General features: G+C 35.4%; 25 protein-coding genes. 7 read left to right on the top strand and 18 right to left on the bottom strand.

The window, feature by feature from the left end; translation table 11 throughout:
- Positions 1-88: 88 nt before the first annotated feature.
- The 18 genes from MS6x_RS13510 to MS6x_RS13425 all read right to left on the bottom strand — a co-directional run bounded on the left by MS6x_RS13510 (position 89) and on the right by MS6x_RS13425 (position 17,755).
- Positions 89-1,963: a S41 family peptidase gene (locus MS6x_RS13510; protein WP_482602918.1), complete on the bottom strand. Its 1,875-nt coding sequence runs from the start codon at positions 1,961-1,963 to the stop codon at positions 89-91.
- 230 nt (positions 1,964-2,193) lie between these two features.
- Positions 2,194-2,739, bottom strand: a complete 546-nt coding sequence (locus MS6x_RS13505; protein ID WP_482602916.1) for an outer membrane beta-barrel protein — start codon at positions 2,737-2,739, stop codon at positions 2,194-2,196.
- A gap of 171 nt (positions 2,740-2,910) precedes the next feature.
- Positions 2,911-3,351, bottom strand: a complete 441-nt coding sequence (locus MS6x_RS13500) for a hypothetical protein (RefSeq protein ID WP_482602914.1) — start codon at positions 3,349-3,351, stop codon at positions 2,911-2,913.
- Between the two features lie 798 nt (positions 3,352-4,149).
- Positions 4,150-5,502 carry a serine hydrolase gene (locus MS6x_RS13495; RefSeq protein WP_482602912.1) on the bottom strand — a complete coding sequence of 451 codons (1,353 nt, stop codon included), beginning with the start codon at positions 5,500-5,502 and terminating at the stop codon, positions 4,150-4,152.
- Positions 5,503-5,504: 2 nt separating this feature from the next.
- On the bottom strand, positions 5,505-5,939 hold the full coding sequence (locus MS6x_RS13490; protein WP_482602910.1) for a MarR family winged helix-turn-helix transcriptional regulator: 435 nt from the start codon (positions 5,937-5,939) through the stop codon (positions 5,505-5,507).
- A gap of 197 nt (positions 5,940-6,136) precedes the next feature.
- A complete protein-coding gene (locus MS6x_RS13485; protein WP_482602908.1) occupies positions 6,137-8,101 on the bottom strand; it encodes a carboxypeptidase-like regulatory domain-containing protein in 1,965 nt (654 codons plus the stop codon).
- Between the two features lie 273 nt (positions 8,102-8,374).
- Positions 8,375-8,857, bottom strand: coding sequence for a hypothetical protein (locus tag MS6x_RS13480; protein ID WP_482602906.1), 483 nt, complete (start codon positions 8,855-8,857; stop codon positions 8,375-8,377).
- Between the two features lie 4 nt (positions 8,858-8,861).
- Entirely contained in the window at positions 8,862-9,365 is a 504-nt protein-coding gene (locus MS6x_RS13475; protein WP_482602905.1) for a hypothetical protein, read from the bottom strand.
- On the bottom strand, positions 9,362-9,607 hold the full coding sequence (locus tag MS6x_RS13470) for a hypothetical protein (protein WP_482602901.1): 246 nt from the start codon (positions 9,605-9,607) through the stop codon (positions 9,362-9,364). The genes MS6x_RS13475 and MS6x_RS13470 overlap by 4 nt, the downstream gene beginning before the upstream one ends.
- Before the next feature lie 118 nt (positions 9,608-9,725).
- Positions 9,726-10,697 (bottom strand): caspase family protein, encoded by a 972-nt coding sequence (locus MS6x_RS13465; protein ID WP_482602896.1) that lies wholly within the window; start codon positions 10,695-10,697, stop codon positions 9,726-9,728.
- A 1-nt stretch (position 10,698) separates the two neighbouring features.
- Positions 10,699-11,148, bottom strand: a complete 450-nt coding sequence (locus MS6x_RS13460; protein ID WP_482602894.1) for a TIR domain-containing protein — start codon at positions 11,146-11,148, stop codon at positions 10,699-10,701.
- Positions 11,149-11,157: 9 nt separating this feature from the next.
- Complete coding sequence (locus MS6x_RS13455) at positions 11,158-11,529, bottom strand: TIR domain-containing protein (protein ID WP_482602892.1); 372 nt, start codon at positions 11,527-11,529, stop codon at positions 11,158-11,160.
- A 334-nt stretch (positions 11,530-11,863) separates the two neighbouring features.
- A complete protein-coding gene (locus MS6x_RS13450; RefSeq protein WP_482602890.1) occupies positions 11,864-12,532 on the bottom strand; it encodes a recombinase family protein in 669 nt (222 codons plus the stop codon).
- 157 nt (positions 12,533-12,689) lie between these two features.
- Positions 12,690-13,688, bottom strand: coding sequence for a hypothetical protein (locus MS6x_RS13445; protein ID WP_482602889.1), 999 nt, complete (start codon positions 13,686-13,688; stop codon positions 12,690-12,692).
- Between the two features lie 286 nt (positions 13,689-13,974).
- The gene (locus MS6x_RS13440) at positions 13,975-15,519 is read right to left on the bottom strand and encodes an ABC transporter permease (RefSeq protein ID WP_482602887.1); all 1,545 of its coding nucleotides are present in this window, start codon (positions 15,517-15,519) and stop codon (positions 13,975-13,977) included.
- 1 nt (position 15,520) lies between these two features.
- Entirely contained in the window at positions 15,521-16,384 is an 864-nt protein-coding gene (locus MS6x_RS13435) for an ABC transporter ATP-binding protein (protein ID WP_482602885.1), read from the bottom strand.
- A 28-nt stretch (positions 16,385-16,412) separates the two neighbouring features.
- On the bottom strand, positions 16,413-17,234 hold the full coding sequence (locus MS6x_RS13430; protein ID WP_482602883.1) for a serine hydrolase domain-containing protein: 822 nt from the start codon (positions 17,232-17,234) through the stop codon (positions 16,413-16,415).
- The gene (locus MS6x_RS13425; RefSeq protein ID WP_482602881.1) at positions 17,210-17,755 is read right to left on the bottom strand and encodes a serine hydrolase domain-containing protein; all 546 of its coding nucleotides are present in this window, start codon (positions 17,753-17,755) and stop codon (positions 17,210-17,212) included. The genes MS6x_RS13430 and MS6x_RS13425 overlap by 25 nt, the downstream gene beginning before the upstream one ends.
- Positions 17,756-17,969: 214 nt before the next feature.
- Between MS6x_RS13425 and MS6x_RS13420 the strand changes: the two genes are divergently transcribed.
- The 7 genes from MS6x_RS13420 to MS6x_RS13390 all read left to right on the top strand — a co-directional run bounded on the left by MS6x_RS13420 (position 17,970) and on the right by MS6x_RS13390 (position 24,713).
- Complete coding sequence (locus MS6x_RS13420; RefSeq protein WP_482602879.1) at positions 17,970-18,959, top strand: sensor histidine kinase; 990 nt, start codon at positions 17,970-17,972, stop codon at positions 18,957-18,959.
- A complete protein-coding gene (locus MS6x_RS13415; protein ID WP_482602877.1) occupies positions 18,956-19,960 on the top strand; it encodes a S41 family peptidase in 1,005 nt (334 codons plus the stop codon). Before MS6x_RS13420 ends, MS6x_RS13415 begins: the two co-directional genes overlap by 4 nt.
- A gap of 23 nt (positions 19,961-19,983) precedes the next feature.
- A complete protein-coding gene (locus MS6x_RS13410) occupies positions 19,984-20,682 on the top strand; it encodes a LytR/AlgR family response regulator transcription factor (protein WP_482602875.1) in 699 nt (232 codons plus the stop codon).
- A gap of 261 nt (positions 20,683-20,943) precedes the next feature.
- Positions 20,944-21,507, top strand: coding sequence for a hypothetical protein (locus MS6x_RS13405; RefSeq protein WP_482602873.1), 564 nt, complete (start codon positions 20,944-20,946; stop codon positions 21,505-21,507).
- Positions 21,508-21,511: 4 nt separating this feature from the next.
- Entirely contained in the window at positions 21,512-21,802 is a 291-nt protein-coding gene (locus MS6x_RS13400; protein ID WP_482602871.1) for a winged helix-turn-helix domain-containing protein, read from the top strand.
- A 66-nt stretch (positions 21,803-21,868) separates the two neighbouring features.
- Complete coding sequence (locus MS6x_RS13395; RefSeq protein WP_482602869.1) at positions 21,869-22,597, top strand: tetratricopeptide repeat protein; 729 nt, start codon at positions 21,869-21,871, stop codon at positions 22,595-22,597.
- A 1-nt stretch (position 22,598) separates the two neighbouring features.
- A complete protein-coding gene (locus tag MS6x_RS13390) occupies positions 22,599-24,713 on the top strand; it encodes a carboxypeptidase-like regulatory domain-containing protein (RefSeq protein WP_482602867.1) in 2,115 nt (704 codons plus the stop codon).
- Positions 24,714-24,720 lie beyond the last annotated feature (7 nt).

Genomic DNA, 24,720 nt, shown 5'->3' with positions numbered 1-24,720 from the left:
TGTGATGTTTGAAGTGTTGACAAAGTGCATTTTGGCCAAAACGAGTGTATTATTCAATCCTTTATTTGAACTTTAATATTCTGATTTATTATTGCTTCGATAGTCTTTTTAGAGCCTTACTCATTATTGAATCATCCCCTTTTAAGAAATCCTCAAGGGTTTTAGCAACCATAATGTCAGGTTGAATCCCATAACCTACAAATTCACGTCCGTCTGGATAGGTGTCCCTTTTAGTGCAAATGCGGGCTTTACCGCCACCAGGCAACCTAAGGAACATTGGTTGTCCAGTACTTCCATAGGTATAATCACCCATGGTTTCAAAATTTTGAAGAGGATCGGCGGCAACCAAAAAATCCTCCGCAGCCGATGCAGTGTTGTTGCCGATAAGCACAATCGTTGGCAATTTGATGAGACGATCGTTTGGATAAATCGTGTCAGGTCCGCTCTCAAACCAATAATCGTCCTTGTACGCAGACAAGGTCTCTAGGTCCCAATAGCCTAAATTATCTGACTCCTCATCAACAAAGGCGCCCCAAGCCTTAAACGCAGGCCTGTGATCTCTAGTTTTCCATTTGGATGTTATAATAGGATCATCGGTGAGATATTTTAAAATGTTATATCCATTCCACGAATTACCGCCTCCATTTTTCCTAAGGTCAATGATTAAACCCTTTGAGGATTGAATACTATCCAAGTAACTTTCAAATTCTTCCACGATTCGACCATTATCGAAGGAATTAAGCGAGACGTATGCAATCTCACCCATTTTCTTGAATGATGAAAGCTCCCACGGCTCGGCTGGAACTACCCAATCAATATCGGATGATTCACGACTTAAAGAAAGTTGTTTCAATCTATTTTCCGGTGTCCGAATCTCAATTCGAACCGAATCCCTTCTATTGCCGTCAAGCAATTGATATGCTTCCATATTTCGTTTGATATGTTCGGTGGAGGAACTGATGTATGGTCTGATATTTTTTTCAATATACTCTTCAACAGGAATTCCGTTAACCGCTATGATTTGTGACCCCAATGGAACGGTATCTTCAAGTTGCTTGTCACAATTGGTAACAAATAATGAACCATCTAAGGAAGTTATCCTCATTCCGGGCGAACCAATATTTCTTTGTAATTCACTAGGTAAATAAATGTTGGTATGTCCGTCGTTCAGTAGAGCGCATACTTCTTGAAGAACCCGATAGTATTCTAGATTCGAGGTTGCATTTCTTACTTTGGGGAGATAATCCAACAGAACTTTCTGCCAATCCAGATTGGGTACCTGGTCAAAAAAGGCAAAATTATATTTTACCTCTGTCCAAAAATTAATAAAACCGAACAAGCGTTCATTTTCGTTCAGTGACTTACCGTTAACCGGCTTATAAAGCTTGTTCCTTTCTAAAACCAAAATATCCACTAAAGCATCTAATGCCTCAATCATGTCGTTATTTGCGGATATGACTTCTTGATTCTGCGCATCATCGAATTCGAAGCTGTCAGATGGGGCAAAAGTCAATGGTTTTCGAACTTGAAATATTTTATTACCGGAAAGGAAAGTTGCATTAAGACTAGAGGGTATTTCCGGTTCCAATTTTAAATAGAAGGTACCTCCACCACCCATGTCAATTCCAGTATATGTACCAATGTGGTCATTGAAATCTTGCCATTCACTATTTGCATCATTAGTACTTTGGAATTCACGCAGATATACAGATACTGACTTTTTGAGATTGACCCACATAAATGTGCCTTTCGGTCTAGAGAGAGTATCATTCCCAACGATTAAGGGAATGTCCTTCACGGCTTCAAATCCAATAATTCCGAATTTAATATCAATACTGTCAGAAACTTCGGCAATATCCTTTTTCTCCATTTCCGCCAAAAATTCCATAAAATCGTAACCAGGGGACATGGCATCAAAAATATTCTGATTGTGTTTGGTTTTTTCCCCTTTAGCACAAGACACAAGAATAAAAAGAAGTATTGTAAAAAAAAGAAGAAGTCTAGGGTATCTTTTGATAATCATATTAATAAAACCACTAAAAGGTTGAGATTGAAAAATTTGGGGGTGTCCTAAAATAAGAATTTTCGTTCATAAATATGAACCAATCCTATAAACTCCCAATTGATTTGGTCTTAGCCGCACCGAAAAAACACTTTTTTTGTACATACTTCTTTTCATCGTTTAATTAAACTTTAGAAAATATAATATCCCGTACTTAGTTGGATAACGGTATTAGTCCCTTTGTTAAAGTCAAAATTTTGAACCGCTTTACTAATTCCTTGATAAACATTCACCTCTATAATAAAATCATTGATTCGATGTCCCAATCCTAATTTAATTCCGATGTCGAATGTTGATTTAGGTCCAGAAGTAAAAACTGAGTTATTATCAGAGACTAAAAACCCGATCTGAGGACCAACCAATAAATAGGTCGTATCGAAAAACTTAAAATCAAGCGGTACATTCAAATAGTCCAATCTTTCAGTTCTAATATTCCTGTAGATATCCCTATTACCCTGCTGAGAATACATTAATTTGGGTCTGAATATTAATTTTTCATCTAATTCAATTTCGTAAAATCCTCCAATATGAAACCCGAACTTATCAGTTATATAAATTTCACTCAGAAAGCCCTCAGAAATTGACGAGTTATTAATACCTATAATAGCACCAAGTTTTTTTTGAGCGCTGCATAATATTGGCAGTAATAATATTACTAGTAAAGCTGATTTTTTCATTTCAATTTTTTGGCGATAATTTCTAATGAGAGACTTAAATTACTTCAACTAAGTATTTGAATCATCCTTTATTTGAACTTTGAAGTTACAAAAGAATAATTCTTCTCAAACAGGGTAAGCTTACACAAATTAGAACTGCTAAGTTTTCTTAAACTTGTATAAAACGTGTCATTAATCTAAAGTATTTGAATATACACCAGCTTCATTTTCGAAAAAATTGTCATAGTAATTTTTCCTATTTATATTCTCAAGCAGATACAGACCTCCGAATACAGGTAATTGTGCGTCCAAATAGAAAATTGAATTAAATTTTCTAAAAGAATTAGAGGATTCTGATAGATTTTTAATAGGCGTAGATATAAAGGAATTGAAATAATTCAAATCGTAGTATTGAAAAACATGTATCAGTTCATGTGAAATTATAGACGCATCGTTTACTGATAAACTGTTCAATTCGATAACATTTGCCCAAGCTGCCCCTGCTACCATACCTTGCACCGTTGGACCTGTAGGTTTGCCTGAATAAATAATCTCTCCCAATTGGAGTGATTTGGAAATTTCAAATTTGTTGCCAAAAGCTGTATAAGCAGTAAAGAATAAAGAGAAGGGCATAATTCGATATTTGGCTCTGAATTTTTCCTTGGTATAAATTCTAGTCTATTAAAGCCTATATGCAGGTGTAATTTTTCCCAAAAATCTCTATTTTGAGAAGCATTTTCAATAATCGAAGTTCCTATGGCATTTGTGAATTTAGCTCCCCATCCATATTCTAATCTTCCGGAGGAAGAAATCCTACCGACAAGATTTTTGCTTTCATGAACTAAATAGCCTCCTAACGCACCCTGTGCCAAACCTTTTAATAACACTTTACCAAACTTCTCATTACTCTTCTTATGCAATAGAGCCCCGACACCTCCGACAAGGGAACCTAAGCCTACATTATAAACGGCCATTTCCTGTCTAGTATCCTGACAGTGTGAATCCAAGGTTACTATTAACGATAATAATGAAATTAAAGCATATCTCAATTTTCCTTTTATTTAAATTTACTTAATTCCTGAAAATCATTGCGACGATTGATATTTATAGAAGGTAAGTTAATCAAAATCCTGATGCGTTTGTTCATCAGCTACATCCAAACCGTGACCCCATATAAAAGATATGGCTATGGTAAATCTAAAGCGGCAGCCTCTATATCAAGTAGATGTCAAACAATCCTTTATTTAAACTTTACTAAAGTAATAATCTTGAAATATGGCCTATTTAGTTTAACGGGGGGGAGGTCATTTATTTAAACTTTTTAAATCTCCGGTATAAGTTAAAAATTAACATTTAGTATCAAAAAATATTCAATTTACGGTACTGTTCTTTTATTAAAGGTTAAGACAAAATTTGTTAAACAATATAGGTTTAGTTATTTTCCAGTTCTTTTAATTGTTCAATTGCTTGTTGGTTTTCAGGAATTATTTCTAAAACTTTTCTATAATTTTTAATCGCCAGTTCTTTGTTCCCAGATTTAAGATAAAAACCTGCTAGGGAATTGAATAGGTTCCAGTCATCAGGGTACGCTTCAATAGTTAACCTCAATATGTCGATGGCTTTTTCAAATTTCTTTTGTTTAAAATATCGATTGGCATGATATACCGCTAATCTTGCCGAAATATTCTTATCTAACTCTTTGAGCTTGGTTTTGGCGGCAGAGAAGTTAACCTTATTGACGACTTCGATTACATCTTCTGTATTTAGAATACTTTCGATTTCCTGAGTTGCACCAAAAAACTCTTTCCTCATATACATATTTACCTGAAGTAGCCCATCCGCTATACCTCGATTGGATAAACTGATTATAATAAGAGGGGAATTCTCTACGATTTCGACTTCACCGGAAACACCTGGTGCTCCACCGCTATGTCCATAGATTTGAGTTCCATTTACTTCATTCAAAGTCAGTCCATACCCATATCCATTATCATTATGATTGATTTTCATGCTGTTCAAGGATTCCTTTGTTACTAACCGTGCTCCTTTAAGTGCCAAAACAAACTTGTGCAGGTCTTGGGCGGTAGTCTTCCCTCCACCTGCCGGACTATCCACACCTTCTGTATCAAGCATACCAACTGGCTCTAAAATGTTCTCCTTGATATATTCGGTGTAGCTCTTATTTGATATTTTTTCAATTATCAAACCCAATACGATAAACCCGGCATTACTATAACCAAACTGAGAACCAGGTCGGAACGACAACGAATCGTTCACAAAAAATGGCAAATAATCATCAAGGGTTTCAACACTATTTTCTGGTCGGTCAAAATATTCCTTTGTAAAGAAATCTCCCAATCCGGAAGTATGTGAAAGCAGTTGTTTTATGGTAATATTATCCCTTGCCTCTTCATTGGGGTAGTCGAGTAAGATACTTCCAATTGTTTGATCAAGTTTAAGTTGTTGTGTCTCCTTTAATTTCATAATTGAAACCGCCGCAAACATTTTACTGATGGATGCCATTCCATATTTGGTTTCAGGTCTGTTCACCATTTTTTCCTTATCATTTTCAAAACCATACCCCTTTGATAGAAGTACCTTTTTATCTTCAGCAATTAGGATAGTTCCATTGAATCCATTTTCATTATCTCTTTTTTTAAGATAATCACGGATGTTTTGAACCGGCACATTGAAGGTAGCATCTGTTCCGGATTTTGCTCTTTTGCCATTGTGACAAGCGGTTAACAGTATAATCGTAAAACAGGATAGGATTAAAGATTTCATTTTTATTTGCAGTTGTTTATTATTTTTTTTAACAGGGAATCTAACTGCTCAATTTCGGATTGACTTAGTCCTTTTAGAGCAGTATTCCTATTGTCTTCAATTATCGGAAAGAGTTTCTTAATTAGATTTTCTCCTTTTTTAGAAATAATCAACTCTTTTCGCCTTCTATCCTCTTGGTTTTCGTTTCTAATCAAGTAATCATTCTTTACCATGAGTTCTATCATTCGTGTAATCGACGCATAATCTTTAAACAACACTTCTGCCATTTCTACCTGTGTTAGTTCAGACCTACTCTGTAAAAGAATAAGCAGAAGTGCTTGGTCTACGGTTATGTTAGTCTCGATTTTACGAATTTTATTTTGGGCAAACTTCCGGTAGGTCTTAATAGCCTTTTCGATAGAATAGATGACTAAATCAGTAGGTTCTTTTAAATTCATAATTATTTATTTGATATAAATATATTTGATATATCAAATAAAACAAAATGATTTTCATTTAATTTGTTAGTGCCGAGTAATTAGGCAGCTAATTTCCGCCCTATAAAACGGCCGATTTTCGGGATTGAAAAGGAAAGCACGCGTTGCCCTTCTAAAGGTTGGTTTTACGATACCGTGATAAAACATAAGAATACGTTCTAAATACGGACATCTATATTAAAGCCAACGCCCAAACTGCTAAATTTTTTGAACTTAGCTTGACTTGATTTTTTATAAATCGTACCATTTGTCATAAGACCAAGTGAAAAGAATATGGCCTCGCCCTCGTAGTTATCGCCTTCAGAATCCACCCATTCCAGAGCAACTACTACATCATCGGTCAAAATAATATCATATGCTTTCAAATCAACCGTAACTACACCTGTCTGTTTTGGCTCGATTTCCACAAATATATTATCCGATAAAATGTTATCGGCAGGTTTGCCATTTCTAACGTTATAGAAATTTAATCTGAAAATTGATTTCGCACTCAATCTATTATACGATATATTGAGGTTGAATCGGTCAACAAAAGTCGGGTTTTTCCGAATGTTGATCTTGATACCCATTTCCGCACCAAGTTGGTCGTAGCTAAAACCAGTACTTATAAACTTTGATTCGGTCTTGTTTCCGAGTGTTTTTTTCTTAAATGCTTTAGCTGTTACCGTCACTTCATTTAATTCGTTTATTTGCTCTGTCATTTCAAAAACTATAGGCTCTTCATTGCCCCCAATATCCGATACCAACATTTCGATGGGTTTGTAACCAATCATTGAAATACGTATCGTATCATTTTTGAATTCATCCGTTAATGGTAATTCAAAATTGCCATTGGCGTTAGTGACTGTGCCGGTATCGCGGCTCAATATACCAATGTTAACATATGGCAAAGGTTCTTTTCCCTCTTTATTAAGTATTTTACCGGATATCATAGAACTCCTTGTTTCCTTCTTACCACTAAGTTCATAAGGTTGGTTCGTAGTGTAATCTAGGGTGTTCAGTTTCTTCCAACTTTTTTCAAAATCACCAGTGCTTTTCAACTTTTGATTGAAGAAACTGACTGTAGTCTCCTGTAGTTGTTTATAAACACTAATCGAACTCTTGTTTGCTTCTAGTATTGATGGTATACAGACAAAAAACGAATGCCCACTATTTTTGAATCGCATATAATATTTATCCGAATTGATTTTTTTAAAGTAATTATATTCTGTAGTAGGTGTAAAACCATTTAGCTTGTCGCCACTTTCAAAATACAGATAGGCAGCATTTTGATTTTCAGGACTTAAAATACCATCATCGTGGATTTTCTTAATGGCCAGGTCATTTTCCTCACCATCTGCGCCATTGGCGTAAATATTATTGTCAGTTTCTCCAAAGTAATGTGTTTCCGTCCCATCGAAAGATACCATTGCTTTAATATTTTCATTTCTGGTCAAAAGAACGGCAGCACCCATACTGCCCCAACTACATCCGAGAACACCAATGTTGGTTGTATCAATATCGAACATCTTACTTCCAACTGCATGCTTTAAAATGAACTCGGCATCATAGACCTGCTCAAACATATCTTCTTTCGTATTGTTCATATCGCCAGGGTAGCGACCAACTGAGGAAACCGATAGAACGATATATCCATTTTGGGCCAAATTTTCTAGAACTTTGTAATTTTCAAATCCCATACCATTAAAGCCCGCCATGTAAATAATAACTGGGAATATGCCTGTTACACCCTTTAAGTTTGGGTAACTATCAGTTTTCACATTCAGTAGTTTTTGGCCATCTGTACCAACACCCAATTCAGCTACATAAAATTGTGCCAATTCTTTTGTCAAACCAGAGAAATCGGTACCATCCTGATAATCAATCGCCCTTTTTTCATATAGACTGAACAAACTGTTGAATAAAAGAGGTCGTTTACCTTTTAGGTTGGAAGGATACCACATGTCTACGTCTATCGGTCTGTAATGTAATATATCCGATGGGTTCGTATCTTGTTTATATATTCTAGTTGAGTCTATAAGATGAATTGTGGTAAACCCTGCATGATATTTTTCGTCGGGTCGTTCTTGAGCCAGACAACTTAGAGAAAAAGTAAGTATCCAAAAAAAGTATGTTATTTTCATTCTGATTTCGCTAAAATATTGGTCATATAAACTTATAGACGCAATACTTTGTCAAATAGTTGCCTGGGCAAAATGTTAATATTTTCAGTCCAATAAAATGGGCGTTTGAGAATACTATCAAACTAATAAGTTTTTTAGAGCACGGCGGTCTCATTTTCCGTCTCTTTTTTAAGTTTCGTAAAGTAAGGTTTTATAAGACCAATTTCGTTTGAATATCGATGACTATCCTTTATTTGAACTTTGGCAAAGTCTGTACTTCCTTTGATGCATATTTTAACTGATTGATTTTACTCTTTCCCATTCTTTTTTAAGAATTCCTTGTGTTAAGACCAGGATTTTAGCTTTTGCCGCATTCGTATTTATATCCGTTCTCTTTTCAACTGGCTTGGTGATTTTTGCTATTTCCTGAACTAATTCTTCACTTTCTTTTTCAAGCGGATTTAAAAGCAAAATAATTTTAGTTTGTAAATAGACTAAATCATTAATTAACGAAGTGGCTTTTTGTCCGGTACTTTGATTATCCAAAGCTGTATGAACTTTCATATATTCCGAAATAGTTTCACGAACAGTATTAATCCAAGCTTGTCTATTTTCAGAAAGTACTGTTTTGTTGATGTTTAGCATTGCATTTTTGGAAGTATCTTTAGAGCTTTTGTACGAAAGGAATAATGTTAATGAAGCAAAAACCCAAGGAACAATAATTATTAAAGTGCTCAATAAATCTAAATTTTTCAGAAATTGTTTTACTTCTCCCATAAAATTATTCGCATTTCCATTTGTCGTAAATCTTAATTGTATTCCTGTATCTCGAACTTACATCGTAGTTTTCTTTGTAACTATCTACTGCCTCAAAGATTGTATCTCTATATTCAGTCCGCCAATCTCTGTCTGATAAATAGTCGTGAATAATACAATAAGAAAGTCGGTCTAGAGAATTTAAATAATTCTCTTTAGCTACGGAAATTTTATCTTTATAAATCTCTAAAAGGTCCTTACTTAGTTTCTTTCTTGAATTTTCTACTTCAAGATTGTATTCTCTCAATTCAAAATTTACTTTATCAAAATTCTCTTTCCTCTTATTTAATTCGCTCTCTAATTCCAAAACAGTCATTAAAGTGCTATTCTTTTGATTTTCAGTTAAGCCTCTTAATTGTTTTTTAACTTGCTTTATTTGGTAATATGCAACCCATAAAACTCCAGCAGAAATTACTGTAGTCAATGCACCTGAAATCGCAGAAATCCAATCGGTTTCAGTATTCATCATTCTTTTAGTTTAGCCATTAATTTCTGCAATATTATTTGGGCTTTTCCTGCATTAGAATTTGTACTTCTATGGTCTTGAGTTTTTGGTACAAAGTCAAAATCATTTCCACCCATTTTGAAATACATCATTATTTCACTTGGCGAAATCCCACGACTTTTTAAAATAGGAACTATCTCGTTTATGATACTATCAACTTCTGACTCAGATTTTGCGTATTTTAATTTTTCTAAATATTCGTTCATTTTATTTGTTTGAAGAGAGTTTATTTAAATGGACCACAACTTTCAATTACGAGCTGCGGCCCATCGTGAGGCCTATGATATTGGGCCATTGCTTATACTTGCATCATGAGTGGTTTTTTTATATTCTTTTATCTTTTACAAGTCTCCAATAATGAAAACCTAATGCAGTCAGTCTACAAGATTTAGAATTCATAGCTGCAAAATACATATGTTGTTCATCTACAGGTACAATTAATCCGACGCTCGCAAGTTTTTGAAGTTCTTTAAAAATCGCCACCTTGTCTTCTGAAGCATATGGCTCAACATAATTATGTTCAATTTTTGGGTCATTGGTAAACTCAAATGAAGGGTCAAGTTCGTATTTGCTTTCTGCGGTTTCAAAATATTTTGTAAGTTTTCTTATAATATCAGAAGGAACTTGTGGATTCACAGTTCTTAACGATGTGAACCTTGTAATATTAGTTTTAAATACTGGTCTTTGATCCCAAGGTCCCAAAGCTTGGTCTATATATGAATAAATACTTCCTGGTGTTATATGTCCTCGTAGGTCAGAAGCTCCACCTTGTAGTGCATCGAGAAGTAAATTCGTAAATACTCCGTGACCATTTATTTCTAAAGAAACTTCGTCAGATTTACTTGCAGTCAGAATTGAAACTCCTTCTCCAATTTGTGCGTTTTTACCACCAGATATTTGAGGTGAACCAAATGAACCTGAATGACAACAATCTAAAATTATTACACGATTTTTTGCTTTAGACTCATTTGCAATATTCAAAATTTCGTCCATAGACACTCCTTCGTCATTTGTCTGATAATCTGGTGTAACAATAAAACCACCTCCTAAATCATCAAAAAATCCGTGTCCTGAAAAATAAAATAAGGCGGTTTCTGAATCTCCCGCAAATAATTCTCTAATTTGACCTTTTAATTCAGATTTTGTTTCTACATCGGTAATTAATCGAACGTCAAAATTTGGTGAACCATCTCCGTTGACTTCAAGAGTGTTTCCAAAAGCAGATGCATCATTTATGCATCCTCTTAAAGGTGCAGTTGGATAATTATTTATTCCTACAACTAAAGCTTTTCTCATACTAAATTTTTCTAATGACTTTCTCTAAATTCTTCCAAGTCCAAATTATTATTTTTTCTCCTTTAAGTTCTGGTGGAATTGCTCCTTGATATTTTTTTTGAATATGCATTCCTATTATTGGAATATTTTCTTGTTTTGCACATTTTATTTCCCATCTCGTTCCACTTGAATGGTACGTATTCTTACTTAATAAAACAATCACGCCATCACAAGATTTTATTTTGCTTCTGCACTTCTGTTTCCAAATTATCTCATCCCAAGGTTTTTTAACTGACATATCTACAAATGAAAAAGGTGAATTACCTTTTTTAGCTTGGGCTACAAAATGGTCTCTATATTTAGCATCCTTAATCGCAAAGCTTATAAAAATCCGCTTATTCGATTTAGGCTTTTCTTCAAACAGTTCATTTAAGAGTAGTGCTGCTCCAGCACCTAAAATTAATGGCCACATATTAATCCTTTATAGGCTATCAATGAAAACTCTTATGTTTTCCCAAGTCCAAACTTTTGTATTTACTCCTACAATATTGGTTCTGTCATCTTTGTACGCATATATTCCTAAAATCCGTTTACCTTCTTCTCGAGCACATTGAATTTCCCATTTTTGTCCGCTAGAATTCAATGAATTTTTACTTACCAAGACTATAACACCATCTGACCTTTTTATTCTTGCTCTTACTTTGTCCTTCCATTCAGAAACATATGCTTCTTTTACAGACATATCAATATATTCAAATGGCGAATTTGTATTTAAGGATTGACCTTTTAAAAAATCTCTTGAGCGTTCGTCTTCAATTGCAAACGCTATAAAAATTACCTTTTTCCGTGTCATAATTTAAATTTTCTTGGTTAGTCTAGCATTGTTCATTAATCTGAACTAATTCAGTAGTTAATGAATTATTAAATATCGTGAAACTGTTAAAGAACAAATATTAAAAGACTGACTAGTTATTGCCAGTAATTAACAAATCGATTAAAAGTAGGAATTTATGGACGAATGAAGATTAGAAGCTATTAAAAATAGCTTACATTTTTAAAAATCAATCGTTAAGTAGCACTCTTTACATTACGCCTTTTGTCCATAATTTCACGATTGCTGTTGAACTCCCTAAAATATAATTCAAAAATGCACTACTCTTTACAAAATCCGATTTTTGTAAAGAGTCTTATTTCTTCTTATTGAAATGTTTCTTACAAAACGCAGTATCCATTTCTTGTTCGGTATCCCAAAAAACGATACCACATTCCTTACAATTTCTTCTTCCCTGAATGGCTAAATATTTATACAAGGTCGGTTTTGATTTAATACCTACCAATTTCATGATGTCAATAATGGGTAATTTATTCTCTTGGTAATAGGTTGCAGCCAACATGGCCTTTTGTTTAGCTTCTTTACCTAGCCCCTTTTTACGACCTAATTGTATTCCTCGCCTCCTAGCGCTTTTAAGACCGGCAGTAGTCCGCTCGATTATAATATCACGTTCCAATTGGGCTACAGCTCCAAAAAGTGTGATAATAAATTTACCATGGGCAGAAGTGGTATCAACAAACGGGTCATTGATGCTCTTAAATTTTACGCCAAGCTTTTCAAACTGACCTACCAATTTTAGTAAATGAGAAATACTCCTTGCAATACGGTCAAGTTTCCAAACAATCACGGTATCTCCTTCCCGAAGTTTTGAAATCATCAAATCCAAATCATGGCGTTCTGCCTTGGCCCCAGAAGAAACATCTCGGTAGATATTTTTCTCGGCTACACCTTCTTTTAAAAGTGCATCAATCTGTAAACTGGGGTTTTGAGTTTTCGTACTGACCCTTACATATCCAAATAGCATAACGGTATAATTATAGCTCTAAAAATAAACTATTAAATTATACCGATAAAATGAACCGTTATTTATTTGAAATTCGATTTGATTAAGAAGTTTAATAAAACGGTCCTTTATTTGAACTTTAGAGAACTGGACTAAGGCTTTTCATGACGGTTCTTTGTTAGGGTGCGTTTTTTTCCGTCCAGCTAATAAAGTTCTCAAATATTCGTTTCCATTTTCGTTCAACTTTTCCATCTTTATTTGTTAAAGCAAACCCGTGGTCACAACCAACACAAACTTTATAAGTAAGGTTTGACTTTTTCAATCGTGAAAATTCTAATGGAATAAGATAACTGCTTTCAATTGGTGCGCTTTTATCCAATGATGCTACTTGGACGTAAATTGGAATATCTAATTTTAATAAGTTATTAATTGGTGGTTCCGAATATGACCACCATCTCAAATTCGTATATCCATTACCACTGGTATCTAAAGAGTCCTTCACTACCTTTTTAAATCCGCTAATAGTTTTATCAATTAGAGATTGTGCTATAGAATCAGAAATTGAGCCTTTATAAAATTCGATTCTATTTTCAAGTATAAAATCGAAATAATCGGGTAGTGCATTTCCACCCCAAAAGCCTAGATGTGTTATTTTATTGTTTACGGTTGCTAATTTAGCTCCAACTGGCGCACCTTCTGAATGACCATATACAATTACTTTCTCAAAATCATTTTTAGAAGTTAAGTGTTCAATAACAGAATTGGCTCTTGAAACTCTATTTCCTAAAGAATTCTTTTCTTGGTAGATTTTTGGTTTTGGAATTTCATCTTCATTTATTACTTTTTCAAAACCAATTTTTTCAATCACTACATATAAATATTCTTCTGAAATATTATTGAATTCCCCATTAAGCCAGCAGAGTTTCTGAACTTTATCATCTTTAATTCGGTAGGAAAACTGTGGACTTGGGTCGCTACCTTGCAAATAAACGATGAGTTTAGTTTTTGCCTGTATACCTTTCTGATAAGTATAAAAAACAATTTCCTCATTGATAGCTTCAATAGATTTTTGTTGAAATCCATAATGTTCGACGATTTCCGTTTTTGTTGGAATCCTTTGTGCTTTGCAACTAACACTTAAAAATAATACTAAAAAGAATATTGAAAATTTATTCATAATGTTTCGTTTAAATGCACCCTAACTAGCAGGCATAGATATCTTTGATTACTTTTATTTTCCTTATTTGCATTTGTATTGTTCCCTACTCTTTTAAAAAGGGTCGGTAGAATAAGCTAGATATAAAATCATTCAGATGATGATTCGACACTTTTTAAATATAGCATAGCCTAGAATTATCATATAAATAACCAAAATTATCAGAAAAAATAATTCCTTAGAGTTAAAAAAGTGGGCTATGTTATAAAATTCGCAAATGTGACCTGCAAAAATGAGTTTATATTCCTCATGTTAATTGCAACCTTCTTATTAATAAAACACTTACCGTTAACACTAAAACCAAAAGGCTAAGACTCCCCAATTGCATACTGTTCTGAACCATTCCTCCAAAATAATCTAATAATGCAACCTTATTCAGGTTAGCGTAGGTGAGTAAGAAAAATAATATTTCGAAAAGCTTTTTACCCTTGGTCAACAAACCTAAAAAAGCAGCTAAAAGCACAATAAAAAAACCTCCTAAAACAACATTTAATAATGCTTGAACATTCATGAATACTGCATACCGTATTAGCAATGGCAGTGCAAGTCCCAACATAAGAACAACAGCCGAACTCAATTGAGAAGTTAATAACCGACGTACTGGCAGGTAGGAGGAAAAGGCAAAGTAATGCATCCTATTCGTGGTCTCTTTGGTGATAATATCGGAGAATCGATGTACTTGTAAAAACCATAATATTGGCAATACTATTTGATGGGCAACCTCAATTGGAAGTACTGCTAACAAGATAATTCCTGAGCAATTGAAAAGCCATAGCCAAGATTTCCCTTTTCTTAATAGCATTAAAAATTCTACTTTAAATAATGGCCAAACACTAAAGTTTTTACTCATAGCTACTAAATTACCTATACTTAAAACTTGTGTAATCGGTTGCTTTTCCAATAGGGTTTTCTTCTTTATTATTTCTTTTCTTTCCCTTAGATTAAAACGATGAAAGAAAGGAGAAACCAAAAACAACACCGTAAAACTTAATACCATAAGTGCTAAACGACCTAAAATGTAAGGCGCGGAAAAATTAACTCCATTAAACTGAAAATGTTTTGTTTCTTGGTTACTACTTATTATATATCCTATTCCTAACGCTTCGTTGCTGTCAGTATTTTTAATCTCTCTTACCGTTTGCTCCAATTGCTGGGTAACCAGCTTACTGCCAAATACATCAAAGGCTTGCTGTAGCTCGGTTTTAGGATTATATAACATCATAGCGGAGAAAAGAAAAAAGAATACTGCATTTTGACCAATGGTATATTTTCCAAAAATCAGCTCAAAAACTAGTGCCAAAACCGAAATAAAAACCATGGTAGGAACCGCAATGATTAGGTATGGCCGTACAAATTGTAATGGTTCAAATGGGAAACTATCGCCATATAAAAAAAATAAACCAATACTCATTAAAAAGATAATGCCCATAAGCGTAAGGAGTAACAAAAAATTACTACTAGCTTTCGCGAGCAGATACGTAAAATTCGTTATCGGTGTTGCAGAGATAATCTGTCCTATTCTCGTTTCATTATCCGTTTTTATACTTCCCGATATTAAATAAAAGCCAATCAGCGATAAAAAAACGCTAGTTAAGATTGCGGTTATATAACCGACCCAGGAAGAATTATATTGCCCAACATAATCTGAAATTCTAATGGTAGAATAACCTGCATCCGGTGCAGGTAAAAAAATATAAGCGATGACCAAACTAGCACATAAAGTAATCAAAAAAGAGTACGTTCTTGTACGCTGTATATAATCATATTTTACAATAGCTAAAAAATGTTTCATCTTAAATGGTTTTAGTTAGGTATAAATACGCATCCTCTAAATTTGCTTCCTTAGGAACTGAATTCGCAATAGGTTCATCACTGAGATATCTGACAGTCAATTGTTCATCTTTACGTGCTGTACTTACAACGGTATGTTCCAATTTAAAAGCATTCAAATCTAGCTTTGGAATTATGGCTTCAAATACGTTTCCGTGTATCTGGTTTATCACATCTTCTTGATTCCCATGGGTAATCAAACTACCGCTTTTCATGATAGCCACTTTATCCGCAATGGTATCGATATCCGATACGATATGGGAGGAAAGAATTACGATGCTATCATTTGCTAAATCTGAAATTAAATTCCGAAAACGAACCCGTTCTTCTGGGTCTAATCCTACTGTGGGCTCGTCAAAAATCACCACTTTGGGATTGTTGAGAAGCGCTTGCGCAATACCTACCCTTTGCTTCATACCTCCAGAATACGAACCAATTGGTTTCTTAGCAGCTTCCATCAAGTTTAACCCTTCTAAAAGTTGCTTAATGCGTTGATTCATATTGGCCCCTCCTACCCCTTTTATCGCCGCCATATATTTTAAAAATTCAAAAGCATTGAGGTTAGGGTACACCCCAAAATCTTGAGGCAGAAACCCTAATTGCTGCCGCATATAATTCGGGTCTTTTATGATATTATTTTTGTTCAAGCAAATAATACCTTCGGAAGGCTTACTTACGGTAGCGATCATCTTTAATAGGGTTGATTTTCCAGCACCGTTAGGACCTAAGAGTCCTAAGATTCCGTTTTCCATGGTTATGGAAAAATCTTTAAGTCCGAATGTTGAATTTCCGTATCGTTTTGACACATTGGTAACGGTAAGTTTCATACGTATTGTTTTTGGATGTTTACCTAAATTATTTCTGTTCAGAGATAGCATTTGGAGAAGTCACCTTTACTATTTCTGTTGAAAATCCATTTTGCTCAAATTTTAAACGATCTTCAGCACCCTTGATAATACTAAAAGTTGCACCAACGGAGGTATCCATTAAGGTAGTTTCATTTTTTTGCGTGAGCTCACTTTTTGCATCTTGTGCAGGAACCAGTAAATACATACTCTCACCATCTAATTGAATTACGAATTCTAGATTAGCCTCTGCTAAAAGATAGGTGCCGGTATAGTCTTTAAAGTTTTCAATATCTATAGCAGAAAATTGGGTAATGGGTTCCCCGTCAGAAAAAGCGATTAAATCTGCGTTAATCACTTTACTTTGCGGGATTTTTCTAGAGTTCGAGAAAATCATAAAAAGATTTTTTGTGTCAGGGTTATAACCGTTTCTAAAAGAGTAACCAATGTTGTTACCACCATGCCCGTAGTAGTTTCCTTCTTTAGGATTCGGTTTAAAAATTCCTAGCCCATAAACGTCGTTACCCGATTCCAATAGCAGTGCCAACGTTTCCTTTTTTAGTAGTTTTTCTGTTTCAAAAAGGCTTGTATAAAACACTTCCATATCAACCAAGGATGAAGCCACACTACCAGCAGCAAAAGCTACATTGGCAAAATATCTATAGTCCAAAAACTCGGATACATCTTTATCATCGTGCATGGGTGTTGCCAAATTGGGTAGATTTTTGTGCACATAAGGGTAGGTGTTCTGCAATTGAATCGGCTCAATAATACGCTCACGAACTACATCAAAGTAATTTTGGTCGGTCAGCTTCTCAATAATCCTTCCCAACAAAAATAATTGGTATTACAGTAGTCATATTTCCCGACCATGTCAGGATTATTTTCACTTACCTGTTGCAACAAATCATCTTGATAAAGAGAATCGCTTTTGGCATAAAAAATATCCTGAATATTCTTACTGATCACTTCATCCAATCCCGATTCATGAGCAAGCAACTGTTCTATGGTCAAAGTGCCATCAACATTAGGAATAGGGTCAAGATATTTACCTAATGTATCGTTAAGCTTTAGGTTTCCCTTTTCAACTTCTTGTAAAATCAAAATGGAAGTAAACGTTTTTGTTGCACTACCAATGTTGAAAACACTCTGTTCGGTTAAATTATGATTTCCAATACTCGTAGTATACACTTCGTTATCCCGTTTGACGAGTATTCCTACACCCTGATTATTTTCCTTAAAGGAACTTTGGTATTTTGTCACGATTGACTTTAAGTTCGGTTCTTGAGAGAAAAATACCGTTACATTAAGAAGTAGCGCTAAAAGGATGCTGATTGTAATTTTAGGTTTCATATCTATTGTTTTAAAGTTTAGACTTCAAAAGTGAGATGAAACTGCCCCTTTTAAAAATAAGAATGACCAACGTATGGTCTTAAATGATAAGCGTTAAATAGTACCGAAATCACGAAAAACTGGCCGTTGGTCATCCAACGAATAGCATTTGACATTTAAACATGGGTAATATGGCGATAAAAAGTACTTTTGACTCACAACTTAAACCTAAGAAATGTCTAAACTTGATACATTTGTTGATCATAAAATAGCTCAGAACCTCTTTATTTGGTTTTTTCTGTTCCTCATCTTTATGACGGCGATACAAAATGACAATAGGGTATTGGCTTCTTTATTCGCTATCGCTTTGTTGGCGCCACCCGTGTACGTAAATAACCTATATATCCTGCCCTTTTTTAGAAAATCTACGGGTAAATTCGTTGCCTTATTTCTTTCTAACACATTAATATTTACCGGTATATCTGTAGCAATACTCAATAACGTAAGTGAAGTTGCTTTTGCATGGAGCCGGTACTTTAATTTTTTAGGCATTATGGTGTTGGCCCTTGTTTTTGCATCTACCATAAAAATTGCACGAGACAGTTTTACAAGACGACAACAAGAAAAAGAAGCAGAACTGAAATTGTTAAAAGCACAATTAAATCCTCATTTTTTGTTTAATACCCTAAACAACCTTTATGGGCTTTCAGTAATAAAATCGGATAAATTGCCTGGCCTAATGCTAAAGCTATCGGATTTGTTACGCTACAGCCTGTACGAAACCAAGGAAGTAATGGTACCGTTGGAAAAAGAAATTATGTATTTAGAAAATTACGTTGCGTTGGAGAAAATTAGATTAGAGGACGAGACCGAAATTGTTTTTACTAAAACGGGGGACTTCGCTTCGCGTCAAATTGCGCCTATGTTATTGATAGTATTCGTAGAGAATGCCTTCAAACATTTTAGCGCAGCAAAAAAAGAACAGAACAGTGTCATAATAAGCATAAAGGCCGAAGCCGATTCGCTTTTGTTCGAATGCGTCAATTCAATGGATACTACGGTTACAAAAGAGACTGATTTAGAAAAAGGGAAGAGCGGTATAGGACTTCAAAATGCAAAAAAACGCTTGGCATTGATGTATCCGGATACTCATCGGTTAATCACAAAATCAACAAACACTCGATATGCTGTTTCGCTAGAAATTTTTAAAATTAAATCGATATGAAAACGTCAATCAAACTTCTCACCCTACTTCTGCTCTGTTCTTGTGGCTATGCACAAAAAGAGCAAGTTGAATGGCATCCTATTGTTCAAAAAGCAAAGGAAACTTCTCTATACACGAATCAGGTCAAATGGAAAAAGGTCAATCAGGAATTCATTGCCTTAACAAAGAACAAAACAGATGTAGGAGACTTAAAGGAAGGACTTCAATTTCTAATCAATAGTTTAGGGGATAAGCACGCATCTTTCAGATTGTTGACCGATTATAGTATTGTTGCTAGTTACAATGGAAAACTTGAACCAGAGAATCCAGAACGAGATACCGAATTCCTTACTAGCGTTATAAATGATATTTCCGCTAAATTTTCGTATCAACTTTTAGACAACAAAGTAGGTTATTTAAGAGTCGTTGGCATAGGTCCTGGAGATGTAAAAAAACAGGCCGATCTTATTCGAAATGGACTAAAAACGCTCAAAGAGAAAGGAGTAAATAAATGGATAGTTGATTTACGATATAATGGCGGGGGAAACATTGAACCTATGGTTTCCGGTCTTGCGCCCTTAATTGGTGAGGGGTTTATTGGTGGTGCTATTAATTCGCGAAACGAAATCAGAGATTATACCATTAAAAAAGCACAGCTTTATAATTATGCAAGACTTACGTGTGCTATGGATAGCCAACCCAATATTCCCGCCACTGAAAAAGTTGCTGTATTATTGAGTAGATATACGATTAGTTCTGGTGAAATGCTGGCCATTACCTTTAAAGGGAGACCAAATACAAAATTTATTGGCGAAAAAACTGCGGGGTACACTACGGGTAACGGATACGACATAGTAAGTGATGAGTTGGCCATGATTATTTCGCAAGATATTTTTATAGACCGAAATAAAAAGAGTTACGACCAACATGTTAGAGTCGATGTTGCTATACCATTTCAACATCATATTACCATGGCCAATGATAAGCAAATTAACCATGCCATCACTTGGCTTAACGAGTAATTGTTTGAACAAAAATAAATCTAATGAAAACCCTAAAATGCATCATTGCCGACGATGAACCCATTGCACGACAGATTATAGAAAGCTATGTAGCGGATATTCCTTATCTCACCTTAACGGCAAGCTGTACCAATGCGTTTGAAGTCATGGAAGTTCTGCAACAAGATACCGTAGACATTTTGTTTCTAGATATCAACATGCCAAAGCTTTCAGGTTTAAGCCTGTTAAAAACCATGAAGCAACAGCCCAACGTAATTATTACTACCGCGTATCCAGAGTATGCTGTTGAGGGATTTGAGTTATCCGTAACCGATTACCTTTTAAAGCCTTTTTCATTGGAACGTTTTCTAAAGGCAATTTCAAAAGTACAGCAGCTAGTTCCACCCAACCATACACTACCTGAAACTTCAGAGGAGGACATCCCTAAAACACTATTTGTAAAAAGCGACAAGAAAATCATTAAGCTTGATTTAAAAGCGATAACCCATATAGAAGCGTATGGCAATTACATCAAAATTTTTGCGGACACTATGGTGCTCACCCCACAAACGCTTACCGAGTTTTTGGAGAAACTACCGAGTAACTTTTTAAGGATTCATAAATCCTTTGCTATTAATTTTAATCAACTTAAGTTGATTGATGGCAATCAGGTAGTACTGCAAAACGAAACCAAATTACCTATTGGGAAGTCGTACCGGAAAGTTATCTTGGATAGGATTTAAATTATAAAAAACGGTCAAAGTGAACCACTTAAAAAATCGTTTCAGACTATGTTAGAAAAGGGTTTACAATAAATATTACTATGCTCACTTTAATCCGCCGGTGGTGGTATACTATGTCCGTTCTTTACACGCAAGATTAAGACACGCTTGTTTGAATAGATCATCTCATTCCTCATGTTTGACAAAAGTTATCGATAATAACTGTAAACCAAATACTAAATTTAATTTGGTTTATAATACAAACTACTTTATATTAGCTAAATGGAACCAGAAAAAACAATGACCAATCAGGAAAGTTTGGAACTCATTACCAAAATGATTCAAACTACCAAAGTGAATTTCAAAGGGAATAGTTTTTATCTTCTGTTATGGGGATGGGTGGTGGTGGTGGCTAATCTTGGTCAATATATCATTGCAGAGTTGACTACTTATCCGCATCCATATATCATTTGGTTGGTTGCGATCCCGGCTTGGGTCTTTAGTTTTATCCATGGTTATAGAACATCTAAATTTGAAAAGGTCAAGACCTATGGAAATGATCTTATAAAGTGGGTATGGCTGTCCTTCTTGTTCGGTACACTACTCTTTATTTTCTCTGGACGGTTTGGAGAGCTTATTCCCGCCTTAATACTTATATTGGCTGGTACATGCGCATTTATTACTGGCTGTATATTGAAATTCAAGCCATTGATATATGGAGGCAGTTTATTTTGGGTGTTTTCCGCCGTAATACTTGCAATAGATTACAGTTACGCTCCATTGGTTTCAGCTATTGCAGTGACTATAGGTTATCTGATTCCAGGCTACCTTTTGAAAAAATCATAGTTAGATGAGCAATTTCAACACTCTGAATCCACTTTTACATTCCCAGTTAAGGCTTGCTGTTATGTCACTATTGATGAGCGTTGAGTCTGCGGAATTCGTTTACATTAAAGAGAAGACAGGGGCAACTGCCGGTAATCTGAGCGTACAAATAGGTAAACTATCTACTGCTGGTTATGTAGAAGTTACTAAATCGTATAAGCGAAATATGCCACTAACTACATGTAAGGTAACAAAAAAGGGGATTAAGGCATTCGAGGAATACGTAGAGCACATCCAGCAGTATTTAAAACACTAATTTTTTTATCTATATGGTTTATAAAACAAACTACTTTATTATAATATATTCATTAAAACTAAACTTATGAACACGCTAAAATTGACATTCGCCATTTTATTCTTGTCTTTTATCACCTATGCACAATCAGAGGCCGAAAAAATGGCTTATCAGGCTTATGTTACCAATAACAAGAGTCTTTGGAAACAGCTTGTAAGCAAACAACAGGATAATTATCAAAATGCAAAGACCAATGAAAACCTTTACCATTTATTACTTGCCCAACATGGTCTTCTGGGGGCGACTATGGTCGATCAAGACGAAGACCTATTCGATGACCATTTTAAAAAGGCCAAGGACAATATCGAAGAACTGATAGAAGCCGATTATCAAGTTGCAAATGCAAAAGCTATTCTATCAGCTATATATGGCTGGGAAATGGGATATAGTAGTTATAAAGGCATGTTCCTAGGTGGAAAAAGTAGTACAAATATCCAAGAGGCTACCAAGCTAGATCCGTTATCACCTTTGGTATGGCAGGTTTATGGTTCTTCTAAACTATTTACACCAGCTATGTTCGGGGGGGATATCAAGCTTGCACTCTCCTCTTTCAAAAAGGCAGTCGAACTTTATGAAGCGGACGCGGCCCTAATCAAATCGAACTGGAGATATTTGGATGCCATGGCTTGGCTGGGACAAGCTTATGTGGCCAACGACCAAATGGAGATGGCCAAAAAAGTATACGAGAAGGCATTGGAAATAGAGCCCAACTTTGGGTGGGTCAAATATTCACTACTTCCCTCGATAGACAAGTAAGATGCGTTTTTCACTATACATATTGTTTTTTCTCCTTCCAGTTGGTGCCATGGCACAGAAGGTCATAACCGGAAAGGTTATAGATAGCGATACCAAAGAGCCGTTGGTAGGTGCCAACATTTATGTAAAGAGCAATTGGCAAGTCGGTGCCACTACGGACATAAACGGTACGTTCTCTGTAAAGGGATTGATTAACGGTGATACACTCATCATTTCCTATGTTGGATATAATGAAGTATCAATGCCCTTTTTAGGCGAATCGTTTATAGAAATAGGATTACAGATGTCGACCAATAGTATGGATGAAGTGGTACTTACTGCGGAGCGGCTAGTAGCGGAAGAATTTACCTATAAAAAAATAGAACGCCTGGATATCTATCTTAATCCAAGTGCGAAGGCCGATCCACTTCTGGCAGTAAACTCCTTACCTTCTAGCACAACTTTGGATGAATCCGCAAATATAAGTTTCAGGGGAAGTAGTCCAGGGGAGACCGGAATGTTCCTGAACAATGTCCCGCTATATGACTTTGTCCGTTTCTCACAACTGAACGGCATAGGTACATTTGGTATCTTTAATACAGCAATTATAGATGAATTATTGGTGTTTCCAGGTAATCCTCCTTTAGAATATGGAAACACTACTTCAGGACTGGTCGCTATAAAAACCACAGAGGAACTGCCAAAGGTATCGCTGAATACTGCCACGGTATCCCTGGCCAGCTATGGATTTCTTATCGGCCGATCTTTAGGCGAAAAACAGTCAATTACTGCTTTTTACAATTATCAGCCGTCAGGAGTGATCAAAGCGATAAATGCAGATGCCCTTCAAGACATTGAAGCTTTCAGTTCTATTGATCTGGGAGTAAATTATCTAAATGTACTGAGCGATAAGACTGTTCTAAAGATCTTTAATTACTCGTTGTTGGAAGGATATGATTTCAATTATAGACGGCCCACATTGTTAACACTTTTCGAACAGCGCAAAAAACGAAACTTTACCGTTACCAACTTAAGGCGAAGACATAATGACCACGAATTCACCTTCAATAGTAGCTTAAGCTTTTCAAAAACCGATTTTTCATTCGCCGATACGGATATCAGACTTAATAACTTCGATGCCTTTGGCTCTTTGAACTATAAGGTTTCCCTTGGAAAAATCAGGCTTAAATCAGGATTTGCCTATGATTATCGACAGCAGCGTTTCGATGGAACGTTCTATACTATCGACTATGCCCAAGGGCCCGATTTCCCAGCCGAGTCAATCGATATCACTAGTGAACTTATACGACCTGAACTATATACATACCTCACCTATTACCTGAACAATAAATGGATTTTCGGTGGTGGAGTAAGAGGAAATCTGGCCACCGGTACTCAAAAAAATTTCCTGAGTAGCCAGTTAAGCTCCAAGTTTAAACTTAACTCTAACAGTTCGCTTACATTGGCCGTTGGCAATTATCACAAATTTGACTTTGGAATGGAGGGAGTAGCTATTTTGAACGAAAGCGAGCAGTTGTCCCTTGATTACTCGTATAAGAATGCTAATAATATGACTATGACCGCCTCCATCTTTGCTAAGAAGGCTAGGGTGAACAATCTGGAAAATAATCTGATAGGTTTGGAACTATTCGCGGAAGGCAACATTATCGATAAACTTAGGGGTCAAATTTCCTACAGCCTGATTGATGGAACTTCGACCAATGTCGAAGGAATCGAATTTCCTACAGCCTTTGATCTTGACTATTTCATAAGGGGTAACCTGGCCTGGAAAATCAATAGTTCTTGGACGTGCAATTCTAATTTTTCCTTTAGACAAGGAAATTACTACCGCCCTTTCTCAATAGCCGTATTTGAACCGGATCTGAATGTATTCAGACCGGAATTCAGTTCCCCTGAAAATCAAGAAAGGCTGCCCGATTATGGAATTATGGATTTCAGCCTAACTAAATCGATTCCTGTCTCCGAGAAATTGAATATCATACTATTTGGCACTATCAATAATGTCTTGAATAGAGAAAATATCAGGGAGTTCACTTATAATTTCGATTATACAGAAAGGAGCAGTTCCCTTTTCCAACAAAGGACCGTCTATTTTGGAACTGTAGTCAACTTTTGATTGTCCA

Source organism: Maribacter sp. MS6, from assembly GCF_056839185.1.
Note: the sequence above shows the minus strand (reverse complement) of the source record. Positions and strands in the feature narration are given on the sequence as shown.

Coding starts and splice junctions, on each gene's coding strand:
- MS6x_RS13415 (WP_482602877.1), top strand. CDS start 18,956: ATGAAAACGTCAATCAAACTTCTCACCCTACTTCTGCTCTGTTCTTGT.
- MS6x_RS13395 (WP_482602869.1), top strand. CDS start 21,869: ATGAACACGCTAAAATTGACATTCGCCATTTTATTCTTGTCTTTTATC.
- MS6x_RS13410 (WP_482602875.1), top strand. CDS start 19,984: ATGAAAACCCTAAAATGCATCATTGCCGACGATGAACCCATTGCACGA.
- MS6x_RS13405 (WP_482602873.1), top strand. CDS start 20,944: ATGGAACCAGAAAAAACAATGACCAATCAGGAAAGTTTGGAACTCATT.
- MS6x_RS13400 (WP_482602871.1), top strand. CDS start 21,512: ATGAGCAATTTCAACACTCTGAATCCACTTTTACATTCCCAGTTAAGG.
- MS6x_RS13475 (WP_482602905.1), bottom strand. CDS start 9,365: ATGATGAATACTGAAACCGATTGGATTTCTGCGATTTCAGGTGCATTG.
- MS6x_RS13485 (WP_482602908.1), bottom strand. CDS start 8,101: ATGAAAATAACATACTTTTTTTGGATACTTACTTTTTCTCTAAGTTGT.
- MS6x_RS13455 (WP_482602892.1), bottom strand. CDS start 11,529: ATGACACGGAAAAAGGTAATTTTTATAGCGTTTGCAATTGAAGACGAA.
- MS6x_RS13440 (WP_482602887.1), bottom strand. CDS start 15,519: ATGAAACATTTTTTAGCTATTGTAAAATATGATTATATACAGCGTACA.
- MS6x_RS13450 (WP_482602890.1), bottom strand. CDS start 12,532: ATGCTATTTGGATATGTAAGGGTCAGTACGAAAACTCAAAACCCCAGT.
- MS6x_RS13435 (WP_482602885.1), bottom strand. CDS start 16,384: ATGAAACTTACCGTTACCAATGTGTCAAAACGATACGGAAATTCAACA.
- MS6x_RS13490 (WP_482602910.1), bottom strand. CDS start 5,939: ATGAATTTAAAAGAACCTACTGATTTAGTCATCTATTCTATCGAAAAG.
- MS6x_RS13390 (WP_482602867.1), top strand. CDS start 22,599: ATGCGTTTTTCACTATACATATTGTTTTTTCTCCTTCCAGTTGGTGCC.
- MS6x_RS13505 (WP_482602916.1), bottom strand. CDS start 2,739: ATGAAAAAATCAGCTTTACTAGTAATATTATTACTGCCAATATTATGC.
- MS6x_RS13465 (WP_482602896.1), bottom strand. CDS start 10,697: ATGAGAAAAGCTTTAGTTGTAGGAATAAATAATTATCCAACTGCACCT.
- MS6x_RS13480 (WP_482602906.1), bottom strand. CDS start 8,857: ATGGGAGAAGTAAAACAATTTCTGAAAAATTTAGATTTATTGAGCACT.
- MS6x_RS13445 (WP_482602889.1), bottom strand. CDS start 13,688: ATGAATAAATTTTCAATATTCTTTTTAGTATTATTTTTAAGTGTTAGT.
- MS6x_RS13470 (WP_482602901.1), bottom strand. CDS start 9,607: ATGAACGAATATTTAGAAAAATTAAAATACGCAAAATCTGAGTCAGAA.
- MS6x_RS13495 (WP_482602912.1), bottom strand. CDS start 5,502: ATGAAATCTTTAATCCTATCCTGTTTTACGATTATACTGTTAACCGCT.
- MS6x_RS13460 (WP_482602894.1), bottom strand. CDS start 11,148: ATGTGGCCATTAATTTTAGGTGCTGGAGCAGCACTACTCTTAAATGAA.
- MS6x_RS13500 (WP_482602914.1), bottom strand. CDS start 3,351: ATGCCCTTCTCTTTATTCTTTACTGCTTATACAGCTTTTGGCAACAAA.
- MS6x_RS13420 (WP_482602879.1), top strand. CDS start 17,970: ATGTCTAAACTTGATACATTTGTTGATCATAAAATAGCTCAGAACCTC.
- MS6x_RS13425 (WP_482602881.1), bottom strand. CDS start 17,755: ATGAAACCTAAAATTACAATCAGCATCCTTTTAGCGCTACTTCTTAAT.